General features: G+C 69.3%; 16 protein-coding genes, 1 tRNA gene and 2 pseudogenes. 10 read left to right on the forward strand and 9 right to left on the reverse strand.

Annotated elements, in window-relative coordinates:
- Both A5714_RS07500 and A5714_RS07505 read right to left on the reverse strand, forming a co-directional pair.
- Positions 1–267, reverse strand: a pseudogene (locus A5714_RS07500) (ABC transporter permease); the annotation flags it as partial.
- Positions 264–1,004, reverse strand: coding sequence for an MlaE family ABC transporter permease (locus A5714_RS07505; RefSeq protein WP_369829428.1), 741 nt, complete (start codon positions 1,002–1,004; stop codon positions 264–266). The gene A5714_RS07505 and the pseudogene A5714_RS07500, both read right to left, overlap by 4 nt.
- A 382-nt stretch (positions 1,005–1,386) precedes the next feature.
- Between A5714_RS07505 and A5714_RS07510 the strand changes: the two genes are divergently transcribed.
- The 3 genes from A5714_RS07510 to A5714_RS07515 all read left to right on the forward strand — a co-directional run bounded on the left by A5714_RS07510 (position 1,387) and on the right by A5714_RS07515 (position 3,626).
- Entirely contained in the window at positions 1,387–2,190 is an 804-nt protein-coding gene (locus A5714_RS07510; protein ID WP_068284316.1) for a Stf0 family sulfotransferase, read from the forward strand.
- A gap of 153 nt (positions 2,191–2,343) precedes the next feature.
- A complete protein-coding gene (locus tag A5714_RS25960) occupies positions 2,344–2,505 on the forward strand; it encodes a hypothetical protein (protein ID WP_156747217.1) in 162 nt (53 codons plus the stop codon).
- On the forward strand, positions 2,499–3,626 hold the full coding sequence (locus A5714_RS07515) for a YeiH family protein (protein WP_068284319.1): 1,128 nt from the start codon (positions 2,499–2,501) through the stop codon (positions 3,624–3,626). Before A5714_RS25960 ends, A5714_RS07515 begins: the two co-directional genes overlap by 7 nt.
- A 64-nt stretch (positions 3,627–3,690) precedes the next feature.
- Here A5714_RS07515 and A5714_RS07520 read toward each other — a convergent pair whose 3' ends face one another.
- Positions 3,691–5,730, reverse strand: a complete 2,040-nt coding sequence (locus tag A5714_RS07520; protein ID WP_068284322.1) for a family 2A encapsulin nanocompartment cargo protein cysteine desulfurase — start codon at positions 5,728–5,730, stop codon at positions 3,691–3,693.
- Complete coding sequence (locus A5714_RS07525; protein WP_068065778.1) at positions 5,717–6,640, reverse strand: family 2A encapsulin nanocompartment shell protein; 924 nt, start codon at positions 6,638–6,640, stop codon at positions 5,717–5,719. Before A5714_RS07525 ends, A5714_RS07520 begins: the two co-directional genes overlap by 14 nt.
- A 359-nt stretch (positions 6,641–6,999) precedes the next feature.
- On the opposite strand from A5714_RS07525, the gene A5714_RS07530 reads away from it, so the two are divergent.
- The 5 genes from A5714_RS07530 to A5714_RS07550 all read left to right on the forward strand — a co-directional run bounded on the left by A5714_RS07530 (position 7,000) and on the right by A5714_RS07550 (position 10,907).
- Complete coding sequence (locus A5714_RS07530) at positions 7,000–8,277, forward strand: TQXA domain-containing protein (protein ID WP_068065773.1); 1,278 nt, start codon at positions 7,000–7,002, stop codon at positions 8,275–8,277.
- Between the two features lie 9 nt (positions 8,278–8,286).
- Complete coding sequence (gene cysK, locus A5714_RS07535) at positions 8,287–9,219, forward strand: cysteine synthase A (protein ID WP_068065770.1); 933 nt, start codon at positions 8,287–8,289, stop codon at positions 9,217–9,219.
- 1 nt (position 9,220) lies between these two features.
- On the forward strand, positions 9,221–9,901 hold the full coding sequence (gene cysE / locus A5714_RS07540) for a serine O-acetyltransferase (RefSeq protein ID WP_068065767.1): 681 nt from the start codon (positions 9,221–9,223) through the stop codon (positions 9,899–9,901).
- A gap of 59 nt (positions 9,902–9,960) precedes the next feature.
- Complete coding sequence (locus A5714_RS07545) at positions 9,961–10,371, forward strand: thioredoxin family protein (RefSeq protein ID WP_369828292.1); 411 nt, start codon at positions 9,961–9,963, stop codon at positions 10,369–10,371.
- 251 nt (positions 10,372–10,622) lie between these two features.
- Positions 10,623–10,907, forward strand: a complete 285-nt coding sequence (locus A5714_RS07550) for an ANTAR domain-containing protein (protein ID WP_068065762.1) — start codon at positions 10,623–10,625, stop codon at positions 10,905–10,907.
- Positions 10,908–10,911: 4 nt separating this feature from the next.
- Here the strand turns inward: A5714_RS07550 and A5714_RS07555 are convergent, their stop codons facing one another.
- The 3 genes from A5714_RS07555 to A5714_RS07565 are packed head-to-tail and all read right to left on the reverse strand — an operon-like array spanning position 10,912 to position 13,636.
- Positions 10,912–11,739 carry an ABC transporter permease gene (locus tag A5714_RS07555; RefSeq protein WP_156747218.1) on the reverse strand — a complete coding sequence of 276 codons (828 nt, stop codon included), beginning with the start codon at positions 11,737–11,739 and terminating at the stop codon, positions 10,912–10,914.
- 2 nt (positions 11,740–11,741) lie between these two features.
- On the reverse strand, positions 11,742–12,917 hold the full coding sequence (locus A5714_RS07560; RefSeq protein ID WP_068284328.1) for an ABC transporter substrate-binding protein: 1,176 nt from the start codon (positions 12,915–12,917) through the stop codon (positions 11,742–11,744).
- On the reverse strand, positions 12,914–13,636 hold the full coding sequence (locus tag A5714_RS07565) for an ABC transporter ATP-binding protein (protein WP_068284331.1): 723 nt from the start codon (positions 13,634–13,636) through the stop codon (positions 12,914–12,916). The genes A5714_RS07560 and A5714_RS07565 overlap by 4 nt, the downstream gene beginning before the upstream one ends.
- Positions 13,637–13,847: 211 nt before the next feature.
- On the opposite strand from A5714_RS07565, the gene A5714_RS07570 reads away from it, so the two are divergent.
- Positions 13,848–14,474, forward strand: coding sequence for a TetR/AcrR family transcriptional regulator (locus A5714_RS07570; RefSeq protein ID WP_068284334.1), 627 nt, complete (start codon positions 13,848–13,850; stop codon positions 14,472–14,474).
- A gap of 87 nt (positions 14,475–14,561) precedes the next feature.
- On the opposite strand, the gene A5714_RS07575 is transcribed toward A5714_RS07570, so the two are convergent.
- A tRNA-Asn gene (locus A5714_RS07575) sits at positions 14,562–14,634 on the reverse strand.
- A 142-nt stretch (positions 14,635–14,776) separates the two neighbouring features.
- On the opposite strand from A5714_RS07575, the gene A5714_RS07580 reads away from it, so the two are divergent.
- Entirely contained in the window at positions 14,777–15,055 is a 279-nt protein-coding gene (locus tag A5714_RS07580; protein WP_068284337.1) for a hypothetical protein, read from the forward strand.
- Here the strand turns inward: A5714_RS07580 and A5714_RS07585 are convergent.
- Positions 15,030–15,597: pseudogene (locus A5714_RS07585) on the reverse strand (DNA primase); the annotation flags it as partial. The gene A5714_RS07580 and the pseudogene A5714_RS07585 sit on opposite strands and share 26 nt — an antisense overlap.

The raw sequence follows: 15,597 nt of genomic DNA on the forward strand, positions 1-15,597 counted from the left end.
GCCCTGCACCGCGACCAGGGCGCCGGTGGTCAGCGTGAGAAAACCGATGATGCCGACGGTTCCACCGATGACGGCCAAAGCGCCTGTGCCCATCCCCATTTCGGCGATCAACCGCAACAGCTCACCCGGGTAGCGGCGCACCGCGTCGACGGTGGCGGCCAGGGACTGCCCGTAGAACACGGTCTGCTCGCCCAACTTGCGGGTCGAGGCCACCAGCCTGGGCCCGACCGTGACGAACCACGGCGGTTCGCCTGCGACGCCGGTCATTTCGCCGTGACCTTCACGCCGAGCGCGGTGGTGAGGATGTTGATGAAAAACAGCGCCATGAACGAGAAGACGACCGTCTCGTTCACCGCGTTGCCGACCCCGGTGGGGCCGCCGCCCACCGACAAGCCCTTGTAGCAGGCGATCAGGCCCGCGGACAGCCCGAACAAGGTCGCCTTGATCAACGAGATCACCACCTGCGGAAGGCCGGTCACCAACGTCATGCCCGCGATGAACGCACCCGGGGTGACGTGCTGGACGAAGACCACGAAGATGTAGCTGCCGGTCAACCCGGTCACTGCGACCACCGAGTAGAGCAGGACGGCGACGAAGGTGGCGGCGATGATGCGCGGAACAACCAGCGCCTGAATGGGGTTGATGCCGATCACCTTCATGGCATCGATCTCCTCATTGATCGTGCGCGCGCCCAAATCGGCGCACATGGCCGTCGAGCCGGCGCCCGAGACCACCATGGCGGTGACGACCGGCCCGACCTGCGTGACCGATGCCAGGCCGGCGCCGGCGCCGGACAGATCCCCGGCACCGATCTCGACGAGCAGAATGTTGAGCACGAACACGATGAGGACGGTGTAGGGAATCGACAGCATGATCGTCGGGAAGATGGAAACCCGGGCGACGAACCAAATCTGTTCGAGCACTTCGCGCCACGCCCACGGCCCGCGCACCATGGCGCCGAGCGCCTCGGCGCAGAGCAGGAAGAATTGGCCCAGCGCGTTCATCGGCTTGGCCAGGCTCTGGCCGTTCACCGAGCTGACCCAACCCGACGGCGGCCTTTCCGACTCACTGAAGACCCCCATTGTTCGTAACACGGTTATCCGTGCGTAACTAGCCGCTCGCGACGAGAACAGCGCTACTTACGCGCGGCCACCGTGGCACGTCGCGCACTAGGTCCCAGGAATCTACGGGCAACCCAGCCCGCACCGTCAGGTTTGCGCTCATCGAGATGCAATGTCACGAAGTGATCACGCGGCGGCAGTGCCGCAATGGGGCGGCACCCCGATCGCCACAGTTCGGGCAACGACGCTGTCCGGCAAGGGTTTCCCTCAAGGTGAGCCGAACGGACCTGCTCCGGGGCCCGCCCCGTCTGGTTAAACTTCCCGCGTGACCGATCACCCGTCGTCATACCTGGTGCTGGCCTCCCAGCGCAGCGGCAGCACGCTGCTGGTCGAATCGCTGCGCGCGACCGGCGTCGCTGGTGAACCGCAGGAGTTCTTCCAGTACCTGCCGACCACCAGCCAGGCCCCACAGCCCCGGGAGTGGTTCGCCGGTGTCGAAGACGAGACCATCCTGAGCCTGCTGGACCCGCTCGACGCCGGGACACCCGACCTGGCGCCGGCCGACGTCTGGCGCAGTTACATCCGCACCGTCGGCAAGACCCCGAACGGCGTGTGGGGCGGCAAGCTGATGTGGAACCAGACCCCGTTGCTGCTCAGTCGCGCCCAGGGTTTGCCGGACCGTAGCGGCGATGGGCTGCGCGCGGCGATCCGCGACGTCGTGGGCGAGGAGCCGCTCTACATCTACGTCTACCGGCCCGACGCGGTGTCGCAGGCCGTGTCCTTTTGGCGCGCCGTACAAACCCGCGTGTGGCGGGGCCGCCCCGACCCGGTTCGCGATGCCCGCGCCACCTATCACGCCGGTGCCATCGCGCACGTGGTCACCATGCTGCGGGCCCAAGACGAGGGCTGGCGGAAGTGGTTCGCCGAGGAAGGCGTGGAGCCCCTCGAGATCCCCTATCCCGTGTTGTGGCGCAACCTGACTCAAGTGGTGGCGACCATCCTCGAATCGTTGGGCCTGGATCCGCAGCTGGCGCCCGAGCCGGTGCTGGAACGCCAGGCCGACAAGCGTTCCGACGACTGGGTCGACCGCTATCGCGCCGACGCCGAGGAACAGGATCTGCCGACCTGACGCGTGGTCGCCGCCCGCCGTTCAGCGCCGCTCGACCGCAGCTGCGGCGCTAGATTCACCCCGATCCAATAACTTGGCTCCCCCGGTCCCGCGGGCAACCATTCCGACAAGGGCGCGCCGACGAGGGGCCCCCCGAAACCAAGAGGAGTGCTCGTGGTGGTGCAAGGCGCACCGGAAGGCGATGGCGGCGGCCCGGATACGCCGCGACGGAACGGCCGGCTGACGCGGCTCGGCGAAGATTGGTGGGCGACCATCCTGGCCGGCGTGATCACCGCGCTGGCGGTGGCAGGCGTGCTACCGAAGATTCCGTGGTGACCCGGGTGAGCACCGTCAGCGTCGAACCGGACGAGACCACCGACGCCACCTTCACCAGCGCCAGGCCACTGGACTACGTTCCGGGCCTGTTGCTGCTGGTCGCGGTGGGCGTGCTGGGCAAGTACGCGCAGATCTGGTGGAATTCGACTGCCAAGCACCATCATTGGACCGTTCCGGACATCGAGTACGTGCTGTGGGCAATCGTCATCGGCCTGATCATCACCAACACCGTCGGCCTGCACCGGGTATTCCGGCCCGGGGTGCTGACCTATCAGTTCTGGCTCAAGGTCGGCATCGTCGCGCTCGGCTCGCGCTTCGTGCTGGGCGACATCGCCAAGCTCGGCGCCACCAGCCTGGTGCAGATCCTGGTGGACATGGTGATCGCGGGAACGATCATCATCTTCGCCGCCCGCGCGTTCGGCCTGTCCGGCAAGCTCGGTTCGCTGCTGGCCATCGGGACGTCCATCTGCGGGGTGTCGGCCATCGTGGCGGCCAAGGGCGCGATCCGGGCCCGCAACTCCGACGTCGGTTACGCCATCGCGGCGATTCTCGCACTGGGCGCGGTGTCGCTGTTCGTGTTGCCACCGCTGGGACACGCGATCGGGCTGACCGACCACGAATTCGGATTGTGGGCGGGCCTGTCGGTGGACAACACCGCCGAGACGACGGCCACCGGCTACCTGTATTCGGATCACGCGGGCAAGATCGCCGTGCTGGTGAAGTCGACCCGCAACGCGCTCATCGGGTTCGTCGTGCTCGGCTTCGCGCTGTATTGGGCCGGACGCGGCGAGGCCGACGAGATCGCGCCGGGAGCGCGGGCGAAGGCCGCGTTCGTGTGGGCCAAATTCCCGAAGTTCGTGCTGGGATTTTTGGCGGTGTCGGCGATCGCGACGGCCGGCTGGTTGAGCAAGGGCCAGACCGCCAACCTGGCCAACGTGTCCAAGTGGGCGTTCCTGCTGACCTTCGCGGGCGTCGGGCTCACCACCGACATCCACCAGATCGCCCGCACCGGTTGGCGCCCGCTGGCCGTCGCGGTCATCGGCCTCACCGTCGTCGCCACCGTGTCGCTGGGTATCGTGCTGTTGACCTCGCGCGTATTCGGTTGGAGCGCAGGCACTTAAACCAACACCCAGAAAAGCCCGCCTACGCTTTCCGGCGCAGGCGGGCTTTTCGCTCGAAGGTCCGTCAGCCGATCGCCGCGCCGCCCTCGGCGATCCTGCGCACCGCCCTGAGGAACACGTCGATCTCGTCGAACGTGTTGTAGAAGGCGAACGACGGCCGCACGGTGGCCTCCAGGCCCAGGCGCCGCAACGCCGGCTGGGCGCAGTGGTGCCCGGCCCGCACGGCGATGCCCTCGGCGTTGAGGGCCTTGCCCACCTCGAGCGGCTCGTGCCCGGCCAACACGAACGACAACACGCTGGCCTTCTCCGTCGCGGTGCCGACCAGGCGCACACCGGGGATGTCGGCCAGCCGCGGTGTGGCGTATTCGAGCAGCGCGTGCTCGTAGGCGGCGATGCGCTCGACACCGAGCCGCTGCACGTAGCGCAGCGCCTCGGTGAGCCCGACGGCGTCGGCGATGTTGCCGGTGCCCGCCTCGAACTTGACCGGTGGCCCCTGGTACAGCGACCGTTCCAGGGTGACGTCGGCGATCATGTGCCCCCCGCCCTGCCAGGGCGGGGTCTCGGTGAGCGCGTCCGTGGTGCCGTAGAGCGCGCCGATGCCGGTCGGCCCGTAGATCTTGTGGCCCGAGAACACGTAGAAATCGGCGCCCAGCGCGGCGACATCGGTCGGGATGTGCTGGATGGACTGGGCGCCGTCGATGAGCACCCGCGCGCCGTAGCGATGCCCCAACTCCACGATCTTGTCCACCGGCACCACCGTGCCCAACGCGTTGGACACCTGGCTCGCGGCCACCAGCTTGGTCCGCGGACCGAGCAACTGCTCGAACTCGTTGAGCAACAGGTTGCCCGCGTCGTCGATCGGCGCGACCTTGAGGACCGCACCGGTTTTCTGCGAAATCAATTGCCAGGGAACGATGTTCGCGTGGTGTTCGAGGTGGGTGATGACGATCTCGTCACCCGGTTGCAGGTGCTTGCCGCCCCATGCGTGCGCCACCAGGTTGATCGCCTCGGTGGTGCCGCGGGTGAACACGATGTTCTCCGAGCTCGGCGCGCCGATGAAGTCGGCCACGGTGTCGCGGGCCTCCTCGTAGGCGTCCGTGGCCCGCGCCGCCAGTTCGTGCGCGGCGCGGTGGATGTTGGAGTTCTCGTGGCTGTAAAAGCGCACCAGGCGATCGATCACCACCTGGGGCTTCTGGGTGGTCGCGGCGTTGTCGAACCAGATCAGCGGCTTGCCGTTGATCACTTCGGCGAGAATCGGAAAGTCCGCCCGGATCGCGTTGACCTCGAACACCTCGTGTTCGTCGGGCAGTCGCGGTATCGGCCCCGCGCCCGTCAGGAAGTGATAGTTGCCCTCGTCCCCCGCGCCCGGCGCGGCCGCGGACGCGGCATCGGACCAGCCCAGGTCGCCGACTCCCGGCGCTCCCGGAAGCCAGGACGGCGATTCGCCCCGGGGGGCCACCGGCGCGGCGGCCGGGGCGGCGCCGGCCAGCACGCCGGGCACCGTCGGAACGATGCCCTGGCTGGGCACGGCGTACGCACCGAAGTCGGTGGGCACCGCGAAGGGATGCGCGGTACCCGCCGCTGCCGCGGCCGTCGGGTCGAGGCCGCCGCCCCGGGGCGCGACCGGCAGCGTCTGCGGCGGTGCGTCCGGCTGCGGGGAGGTCGGCGCCGGGACGTAGACGTCCCGAAAGCCCACCAGGGGAACGGGATTCGAATACACGTCGGCCGCGCCCGCCGCCGTGCGCCCGGTCGACGTGGGGGTGGTGGCGTCGGGAACGCTGCCGCGCGGTGCGACCGGCACCGTCTGTGGCGGGGTCTCGAGCGACGGCGACGTCGCGGCGGGCAGGTAGACGTCGGAGCCACCGGCCAGCGGCGCCGGCGACGGGTAGGCGTCGGCGGTGCCCGCCGCGGTCCGCGCGGCGGACGTCGCGGCGGTCACGTCCGGCACGCTGCCCCGCGGCGCGACCGGTGCCGACTGCGGGGGGCTGTCGGGGCCGGGCCGGATGCTGGCCGCATACAGCTGGCTGGCCAGCGCGGCCAGTTCCGCGGCGCTGATCGGCAGGTCGCTTTCGGCGTCTACCGCGCGGTACTCACTTGTACTCATGGAACTGGTCCACGGCGACGCCGTCGAGCACGGCGAGCGCGTCGTCGGTCAGGACAGCCAGGGATGTGTACAGGGTGACCAAGTAAGTCGCGATCGCCGACTGGTTGATGCCGGTGAATCGGACGGAGAGCCCCGGCGCCTGCTCGCCCACCAGACCGGGCTGGAACAGGCCGACCACGCCCTGGCGCTCCTCACCGGTGCGCGCCAGGATGATCTTGGTCTTGCCGTCCTCCACCGGTACCTTGTCCGACGGGATCAGCGGGATGCCGCGCCACGTGATGAATTGCGCCCCAAAAAGATTCACGACGACGGGCGGTACGCCGCGGTAGGTGGCTTCGCGGCCGAACGCCGCGATGCCCAGCGGGTGGGTGAGGAAGAAGCTGGGCGTCTTCCAGACTTTGGTGATCAGCGCGTCCAGATCGTCGGGGGTGGGAGCGCCGACCCGGGTCTGGATGGTCTGTTCGGGCGTCGCCTGGGCGAGCAGCCCATATTCGGGGCTGTTGATCAGCTCGAACTCCTGGCGCTCCTTGATGGTCTCGATCGTCAGCCGCAACTGCTGGGTGATCTGGTCGTGGGGGCTGGAGTACAAGTCGGAGACCCGGGTGTGGATGTCGACCAGGGTGGAGATGCTGCGCAGCGTGTATTCGCGGGGGCTGGTCTCGTAATCGACGTAGGTCTCGGGCAGGGGCTCGTCGGTGCCGGCGCCGGCCTCGGCCTTGATGGCGACCTGCTCCGGGTTGACCACGCGGTTCACCCGGTAGATGCCCGCCTCCACCGGCACCCAGCTCAACAGGTGCAGCAGGAATCGGGGCGTGATCGTCGAAAGCTGCGGGACGGTCTTGGTCGCGTTCGCGAGTTGCCTGGCGGCAAGATCGCCGAGGGTCTGAGACTCGCTCTGAGCCGACGTCATGATGGTCCTTTCGTTTCCGTGGAAAACACCAGGGCGGTAGTGGTCGAATTCACCCGCGAAATACAATCTCGCCGAGCCGCGGCAAGTGTAAAACTCAGTGAGAATTTTTTCGCGCTGTCCGGCTTATCCGCAGGCCGGACGAGCCCGCGCACATCATGCCCTATGATGGGCCGCATGCACCAAGCCCCACAGCTGCGCCGTATGCCCTCGCGCTGTCTTGCTGTGTGCTGTTGTCGCTGTTGTTGATTGCCTGATTCGGCCATTCTCGCGTTCTAATCGTCGCGCTTTTTTCGCTGACGGGTGATATTCGCCCTCGCGCATAGCGCGCAACTCTCGAACTTCAGGAAGAACAGCAACCCATGACAGTGTTGTCCATACCGCCACGCGCCTCGGCGCCCGTGACGACCCGTCGCCGCGTCCTGGTCCGGCCCACCACCGAGGTCACCCGCATGACGCGTTATCGCGGCGGCACCTACTCGCACACCGTCGACACCATCGAGTTCGTCGACGGCAGCCGGGCGCGCACCGACCTGATCCGGCTCAACCCGAACCTGCGTGCCTACTCGCTGGATTTCTGCGGCATCGCACCCGACCGACCGACGCGCTACCGCCTGGGCACCTGGTCCACCCTGCCCCATCTGCACACCCGCGGGCATGAGGCCGAGGTCGACTGGATCCTGCGCAACTCCTTCCCGATGCGCACGACAGCGCAGTTGAGCGGGCAGTTGCGCGCCGCCGGGTACCTGCAGGGCCCGGCCAACATCAGCGAGCACCACGCCATCGCCGCCACGCAGGCCGCGATCTGGCAGTTCACCAACGGCCTCGCGCTCGACACCCGGCCCCGCAATGTCCCGGTGCGGGTGCAGCGCGGTCCCGGGCCGTCGCTGACCTTCGAATTCGACGGCGAACCGCAGCTGGGCGGCTACTCGGTGTGGACGGAGGCCGCCGGGCCCGTGCACCTGCGCTTGCAAAAATCCACCAATGGGACTGTCTGGCAGGACGTTTCGGGTTCTCACCTGACGGTGGACGCGGGCGCCGGCCGCCACCAGCGGACGCTGGGCGTCGGCAGCACGCTGTCGGCCAGCCGGCACGGCCGCGCCGGCAGCGGCTACCGCCACTACCGGTTGCTCGCCACGGCACAGGGCGGCGACCCGACGATCGACGAGGTGCGATTCTGGCTGACCGATACCCGCCACTACCGCAACGCCGACATGGTCGTGCACCTGTACAACTACCTGATCGACGGGGCGCGCAACGCGGCGCGCGGCGCGGACGAACTCCGGCTGGTCGAACACCAGGCGACCGCCGACTCGCACCTGGTGGGCCCGTTTCAGGTGCCAATCCCGTTGGCCCTCAGCGTCACTGAGGGACACACGCTGGTCGACGCCGACGGCGCGGTGATTCGCGATATTGTTGAGCCCGGCAGCGATTTCTACCTCCGTCCGGCACCAGGCACATCGGCAACGACAATGACAGCAAAGACAGCGCACAACCTCACCGGTCGCGTACTGACCGGGGTGGCCCTGGACGGCGCGCCGTACCGACTGACCCCCATCGCCCTGACCGTACCCACAGATGTAGCCATCGAATTCGACATCATCTGGCAGGCGAACGAGCCCTGTTCCGACACCGCTTAAGGGAGCTTCATGAGCATCGCGCAGGACGTCACACAGCTCATCGGCAATACGCCGCTGGTCCGGCTGAACCGGGTCACCGAGGGGGCGGTGGCCGACGTCGTCGCCAAGCTCGAGTTCTTCAACCCGGCGAACAGCGTCAAGGACCGCATCGGCGTGGCGATGCTCGACGCGGCCGAGGAGGCCGGCCTGCTCAAGCCGGACACCATCGTCTTGGAGCCGACGAGCGGCAACACCGGCATCGCGCTGGCGATGGTCTGCGCCGCGCGCGGCTACCGGTGCGTGCTGACCATGCCCGAGACGATGAGCACTGAGCGACGAATGCTGTTGCGCGCCTTCGGCGCCGAGATCGTGCTGACCCCCGGCGCCGAGGGCATGGCCGGCGCCATCGCCAAAGCCGAGGAGCTGGCCAAGAACGACCAGCGCTACTTCATCCCCCAGCAGTTCGAGAACCCCGCCAACCCGGCGATCCACCGCAGGACCACCGCCGAGGAGGTGTGGCGCGACACCGAGGGCAAGGTCGACTTCTTCGTCGCGGGCGTGGGCACCGGCGGCACCCTGACCGGCGTCGCCCAGGTGATCAAGGAACGCAAGCCGTCGACGAAGTTCGTCGCGGTCGAGCCCGCCGCCTCGGCGGTGCTCTCCGGCGGCCAGAAGGGGCCGCACCCCATCCAGGGCATCGGCGCCGGGTTCGTGCCGCCCGTGCTCGCGACCGACCTGGTCGACGAGATCATCCCGGTCGGCAACGAGGACTCGCTATCCATGGCCCGACGGCTGGCCCGGGAAGAGGGGCTGCTGGTCGGCATCTCCTCCGGCGCGGCCGTCGTCGCCGCCCTGCAGGTGGCCCGCCGCCCCGAGAACGCCGGAAAGCTCGTCGTGGTGGTGCTGCCGAGCTTCGGTGAGCGCTATCTGAGCACCCCGCTCTTCGCCGATCTGGCGGATTGACATGCTTGCCGACATTCGCCGCGACATCCGGGCCGCTAGGGACCGCGACCCGGCCCGGCCGACCACGTTGCAGGTGATCCTTGCGTACCCGGGCGTGCACGCCGTGTGGGGGCACCGGATCAGCCATTGGCTGTGGGGCCGCGGCGCGCGGGTGGCCGCACGGGTCTTTGCCGAGCTCACCCGGATCGGGACCGGGGTCGAGATTCACCCCGGCGCCGTCCTGGGCCCCGGGCTGTTCATCGACCACGCGACCGGCGTGGTGATCGGCGAGACGGCCGAGGTCGGCGAGGACGTCACGATCTACCACGGCGTGACGCTCGGCGGCAGCGGCAAGGAGACCGGCAAGCGCCACCCGACCATCGGTGACCGCGTGGTCATCGGCGCGGGGGCCAAGGTGCTCGGCGCGATCAAGGTGGGCAGCGACAGCCGGATCGGCGCCAACGCCGTCGTCGTCAAGGAGGTTCCCTCCGATGCGGTGGTCGTCGGGGTGCCGGGTCAGGTCATCGGCCGCAGCCGCCCCGCCACCGACGACTCGGGGATGCCCGACCTGGTCGGGGTGAGCCTGCAGTCGCTGCTCACCCGGGTGGCCGAGCTGGAGGCCCGCGTCGACGGCTCGCACACCGACCGCGTCATCCGGCCCCCGAAGGGCGGGGTCTGGTATGGCGAGGACTTCTCGATCTGACGGGCTGAGGCGATGACTTCCAGCGCGTGCACCGCACCAGGCGGTCCGGCGTGAGCGCGATGACGATCGCCGCGGTGGCGATCATCGTCACGCTGCTCGCCGCCGGGGCGGTGGGCGTCGTGATGAACCGGCGATCGGGCGTGTTGCGGCAGACCGCGCCCGCCGCGGAGCAGGACACCTCGGATTTGGGCTTGTCGCACAGCGGTCCGACGGTCGTGCATTTCAGCGCCGACTGGTGCGGGCCCTGCGCGTCGGTGCGCCGCGTGGTCGACCAGGTCTGCGCGGACCTGCCCGACGTCGCGCACGTCGAGATCGACATCGACGCCAATCCGGGTGCGGCCAAGCGGTTTTCGGTGCTGTCGCTGCCGACCACGTTCATCTTCGACGCCGACGGCCGGCAGCGGTACCGCACCGCCGGCGTGCCGAAAGCGGCGGACCTGCGTTCGGCGCTGGAGCCCCTGCTCGCCTGAGGTGCGTGCAGCGGGCCGGCGGGTTACCTGCCCGCCACCTTTAAATCGCCTGAGAGTCAAATACTTTCACTTCGTCATAGGCGGTGCCCTGACGTATAGTCAGGTGATGCACCAGCATGCACCGACGGCCGCGGCCTTTTCGTGTCGCGTCGCCGCGCGCTGTTGCTAGTGGCCTTTCACTGTTTCGTCACGACTCACCTTTGCGGCGGCGATGCCGCATGTCAGGCATCCACGACCGAGGAGATTCGACCATGATCGACGGGCTTACCAGCAGGGCACCGGTCAACCAACACCGCCGCGACACCACACGCGTGCTCGACATGGCGGTGGGCATCCTCATCGGGTGGCGCCGGTGCAGCGTCGACGCCGCGTTCGGCGAGTTGATCAACGCCAGCGAGCGGCACGGGGTCGGCGTCTTCGCCATGGCTTCGGGCCTGGTCGCCCTGGCCACCCGGCACGCCGAGGCCCCAGGCGCCGCCGGCAATGCGGCCCAGGTGGCCGCCGAACGCGAGTGGGGCCTGAACTACCTGCTGTGAGGGGTCAGGCGTTGACGGGGGCGGCGCGACCGGAGCGGCGCGGCGCGAGCAGCCGCCGCGCGGCGAGGTCCATGCCGAAACCCAGCACCCCGATGACCACGATCACCGCCACCACCTGGTCATAGGCGAGCTGGTCGCGGGCGTTGAGGATTTGGTAGCCCAAACCCGAACGGACGCCTAACATTTCGGCCGGGACCAGCACCACCCAGGCGATGCCCAACGCGATCCGCAAGCCCGTCAGCACGTGTTGGCGCACGGCCGGCAGCACGACGGCGGTGAGCAGCTCGAGGCGGGTCGCGTGAAACGTTCGGGCGACGTACAAGTACCCCGGTTCGATCGCGTGCACACCCGCGGCGGTGTTGAGCAGGATCGGGAACACGGCGGCGACGGTGATCAGGAAGATCACCGGCTCGTTACCGATGCCGAAGACGGCCACCGCGATCGGCGCCCAGGACAGTGGCGAGATCATCCGGACGAACTGCACCAACGGCAGCACCGCGCGGTCGATCGCCCTGCTCAGCCCCAGCGCCAGGCCGGCGGGGATCCCGAGCACGGTGGCGGTCAGCAAGCCGATCACCAACCGCCACAAGCTGATTCCGATGTCACCGGTCAGTACGCCGCGGCCGAACAGGTCGGCCAGCGCGGGCGCCACCTTCTGCGGGGCGGTCTGGCGCAGCAGCGAGTGGGGCGCGGCCAGCACCGTGGTGGTCAGCCACCACAGCCCGATCGCGACAGCGGCCCCGACGATCGGCAGGAGCAGGCGGGCGACGGCGGTGCGCCGGCGCGGTCCCGGGCCCGCGGTGAGCGGCGGCGCCGCGTCGTCGTCGATCATCGTCATAGCGGTTGCACCTGTTCGATTCGGGTCAGGTCGGCGGCGAGGCCGAACGATGACGGGCCGCCGACGGCCGCAAGCGATTTGCGCACGAACGCGTCGTCGACGAGATCTTCGTGCACCCGGGACGGGTCGAGGCGGCTCAAGAAGCGCCGGTCACCGTCGACCACCGTCTGGTCCATGGCCTCGATGAGCCGCTGGGTGAACGTCGGGAAGGGGAACGGCTGATAACCCACGCGCTGCGGCGCCCAGTCCGGGTGGGCATAGGCATACGGCGGCTTCGGGTAGGTCAACGCGAGCCGAATCGCCGGCTCGGGCTGGGGCAGGTACTTGCCGCCCGCGAGCGCGGCCGCCGCGGCACCCCGGTTGGCGTCGATGCGCAGTTGCGCGGCGACGACCGCATTGAGCAGTCCCTGCAGCGCCTCGGGGCGTCCGTCGATGACGTCCTGCCGGGTGATCAGGACGCAGCAGGCGTGGTCGCGCCACACGTCACCGAGGAACGTGTGGATGCGGCCGATCTTCTTCACCTGGGCCACCGCGTTGAAGGGGTCGGCGACCACGTAACCGCCGATCGACCGGTTGGCCAGCGCGGGCACCATGTCCGACGGGCTCATCACGATGAGCTCGACGGTGCGGTCCGCCCGGGACGCGCTGCGGCGCAGCACCGGCCGCAACCCGTGCGCGCGAAGGAGTTCCTGCAGCACGATGTTGTGAATCGACCACCAGAACGGGATGGCGACCTGCGTGCCGGCCAGGTCGGACAGGTCGGTGATGTGCGGCGCCACCGTGAGCGCGGAGCCGTTGGTGTGGTTCCAGCCCAGCACGCGCACGCCGCTGCCCAGGCCGTAGCGCAGCTGCACGGCCATCGGCATCAGCAGGTGGGCGACGTCGACCTGTCGGCTAATGAACGCCTCGGCCAGCGACGCCCAGCTGCGGAACAACACGGGCCGGGCGGGGCTGACGCCGCGGCGCGGGTACAGCCCCGCCGCATGGGCGATCAGCAGCGGGGCCGCGTCGGTGATCGGCAGGTAGCCGACCCGCAACTGGCCGGTCAGGTTGGCGGGATCGGTAGCCGCCGCGCGCGCGAGGTCGGCGATGCCGAAAACGCCTCCGGCGGTTGCCAATCCGGCCACAGCGCCGGTCAGCACGCGCCGCCGGGAGAACGTAGGCGCGGTCACGGCGACACCGGTGCCGCGACCCGGTAAGTGTCCAGGACCTCACCGCGCAGCTGGGCCCGGTCGGCCGCCTCGTCGAGGGCCCACTCGCGGCGGATGCGCCCGTCCTCGCCGAGCAACACCACGCGTCGCGCCAGCGCCAGCGCCTCGTCGACGTCGTGGGTGACCAGCACGACCGTCACCCCCAGCTCGGCGGCCAGGTCCGCCAGCCACCGCTGCAGTTCGCCGCGGGTGGCGGGGTCCAGGGCGCTGAACGGCTCGTCGAGCAGCAGCAGGCGCGGCCGGGTGGCCACCGCGCGCAGGATCGCGACGCGTTGCGCCTGTCCCCCGGACAGCTGTTCGGGATACCGGCCGGCCAACGCGTCCAGGCCGAATCGGGTGATCAGTTCCGCCGCGTAGCGCGCGTCAAAGGTCTTGCGGTGCGCGGCGAATCGCTTCGCGAACACCACGTTGTCGGCGACGGTCAACCAGGGCATCAGCAGCGGCTGCTGAAACACCACCCCGGTCTGCGGGCGGGTGCCGTCGGCGGGCCAGGTGATGGTTCCCGCGCTCAACGTCTCCAGGCCGGCCAGCACCCGCAGCAGCGTCGACTTGCCCGAGCCGCTGCGGCCGACGATCGCCAGCACCTCGCCGACGGTCACGCTGAGGTTGATGTCGGCCAGCACCTGGGACGCGCCAAAGCGCTTGGCCCCGGCCGTGATGCGTACCGCTTCTGTGGCCACCGGAGGCGTCCTTCCGAAAGTGAGGGAACCCGAGGGTTCACTGTCGCACACCGGCGGCCCACACCGCTCGGCGAGCAGGCAGCGGCCCGGCAAATCCGCAGGCGCACAGCGACTCCCGCCGACAACCCGATACGGACGTGCCCGGTATGCGGACGACATTGGCACAGACAGAACGATCTGTCTACGTGGGTTGTGTGGTTAAGCTGCAGCCATGAGCACATCGTCGACCCGCGCGCGGGCGGGGAAGGCCGCGCGGACCGGGACCGCCCGACCCTCGGACCGGCTCCTGCGGGTCGCCTCCGAACTATTTGCGGCACAAGGCATCCGGGCGGTGGGCATCGACCAGATCCTGCGCGACGCCGGGGTGGCCCGCGCCAGCCTGTACAGCTGGTACGGCTCGAAGGACGCGCTGGTGCTGGCCTATCTGACCGATTTGGATCAGGCTGACCGCAAGCGGTGGCGGCGCGCCGCCTCGCGCCTCGCCGCGCCGGGCGACAAGGTGCTGGCATTCTTCGACCTCGCGCGCGCGGCCGCGCCGCGGCGCGGGTATCGCGGTTGCCTCTACGCCAACGCCGCCGCCGAGTTTCCCGGCGTCGACCTCGAACCGGTGCGCGCACATCGGCGCTGGATGCACGCGACCATGGCGGACCTGCTGACCACCGCGGGAGTTGGCGGCGCGAACGACGTCGCGCACGAGATCCAGCTGCTCTACGACGGCGCGCTGGCCGGCGCGAAGATGCAACGCTGCGTGGCGCCGATCGTTCTGGGTCGCCGGCTGGCGGCCGACGTGCTGCACCGGGCGACCGGCGCCCGCCCGGGGGTGACGCGGTCCATGTGACGACCGCGCTGGTCGAGCGCGCCAACTGCTGGGGGATCCTGCACGTCGACGGCGGTCAAAGCGCCGGCCACTGACGCCCAGAAGATGCTCCCCCGCCTGGACTCGAACCAGGAACCTATCGGTTAACAGCCGAACGCTCTGCCAATTGAGCTACAGGGGATCAACACAATCGCGGGACGACTCTAGCGTACTGGCCCAACCGGGCCCAACTAACCGCGCGGTCCCGGGGCGGCCGCCGCCGGCTGCGCGGGCACCCCGCCCGGTGAGGCAGGATGGAACCAACGATCGTCGGGAGGAACGCTTTGATCCGGTATGCCGTGGTGCTGGGGTTGGGTTACGTGCTTGGTTCGAAGGCCGGGCGGCGCCGGTACGAGCAGCTCGCCGGGACCTATCGCGCCCTGACCAGCAGCCCGGTCGCCAAGTCGATGATCGAGGGCGGGCGCCGCAAGATCGCCAACCGGATCTCCCCGGACGCCGGCTTCGTCACCCTGACCGAGATCGACGACCAGACCGCGATCATGGAGCGGGACCCCGAGCGGGCAGGTGACGAGGCGCTCACACCGTCACATCGCCGCCGCTAGCCTGCTCCAGCAGGCTGCGGCGGTAGGCCTCCATCGCCACCAGGTCGCCGAACAGCGCGTGATACTCGTCGCCCTGCTCGATGGGCGACATGCGCTGCAGCTTCGATTTCACCTCGGCGATCTGCCGGCCCATCCACACCTCTTGCAGCCGGGCCAGCACCCCGCCGATGTAGCGCGGGAGCTTTTCCTCGTCGACGGCGATCGTCTCGACGCCGAGCTCGCTGATCAGGCCCGCGGTGAGCTCCGCCGCCGCCCCCTCGCGCACCGCCTCGATCCACTGCCCCCCGGTGATGCCGCTGGAGGTGCCGCCCGCGGCCTCGATGGCCGCGCGGACGGCGGCGTAGCCGGGGTGCGTGAAGCTCTCGACGGTCAGCGTGTCGAACACTGGGCCCGCCAGCGCCGGGTACTGCAGCGCCGACTTGAGCGCCTCACGCTGCGGCCACAGAGTGGGGTCGCGGGGGTCCGGGCGGGTGGCGCTTGCCGGTCTCCTTGCCGCTGCCGTCCAGCGCGCCGTAGTAGATCGTGACGTCCCAGCCGGAAGC

This window comes from Mycobacterium sp. E2462 (assembly GCF_001672685.1).
In the GTDB taxonomy this organism is placed as follows: Bacteria; Actinomycetota; Actinomycetes; order Mycobacteriales; family Mycobacteriaceae; genus Mycobacterium.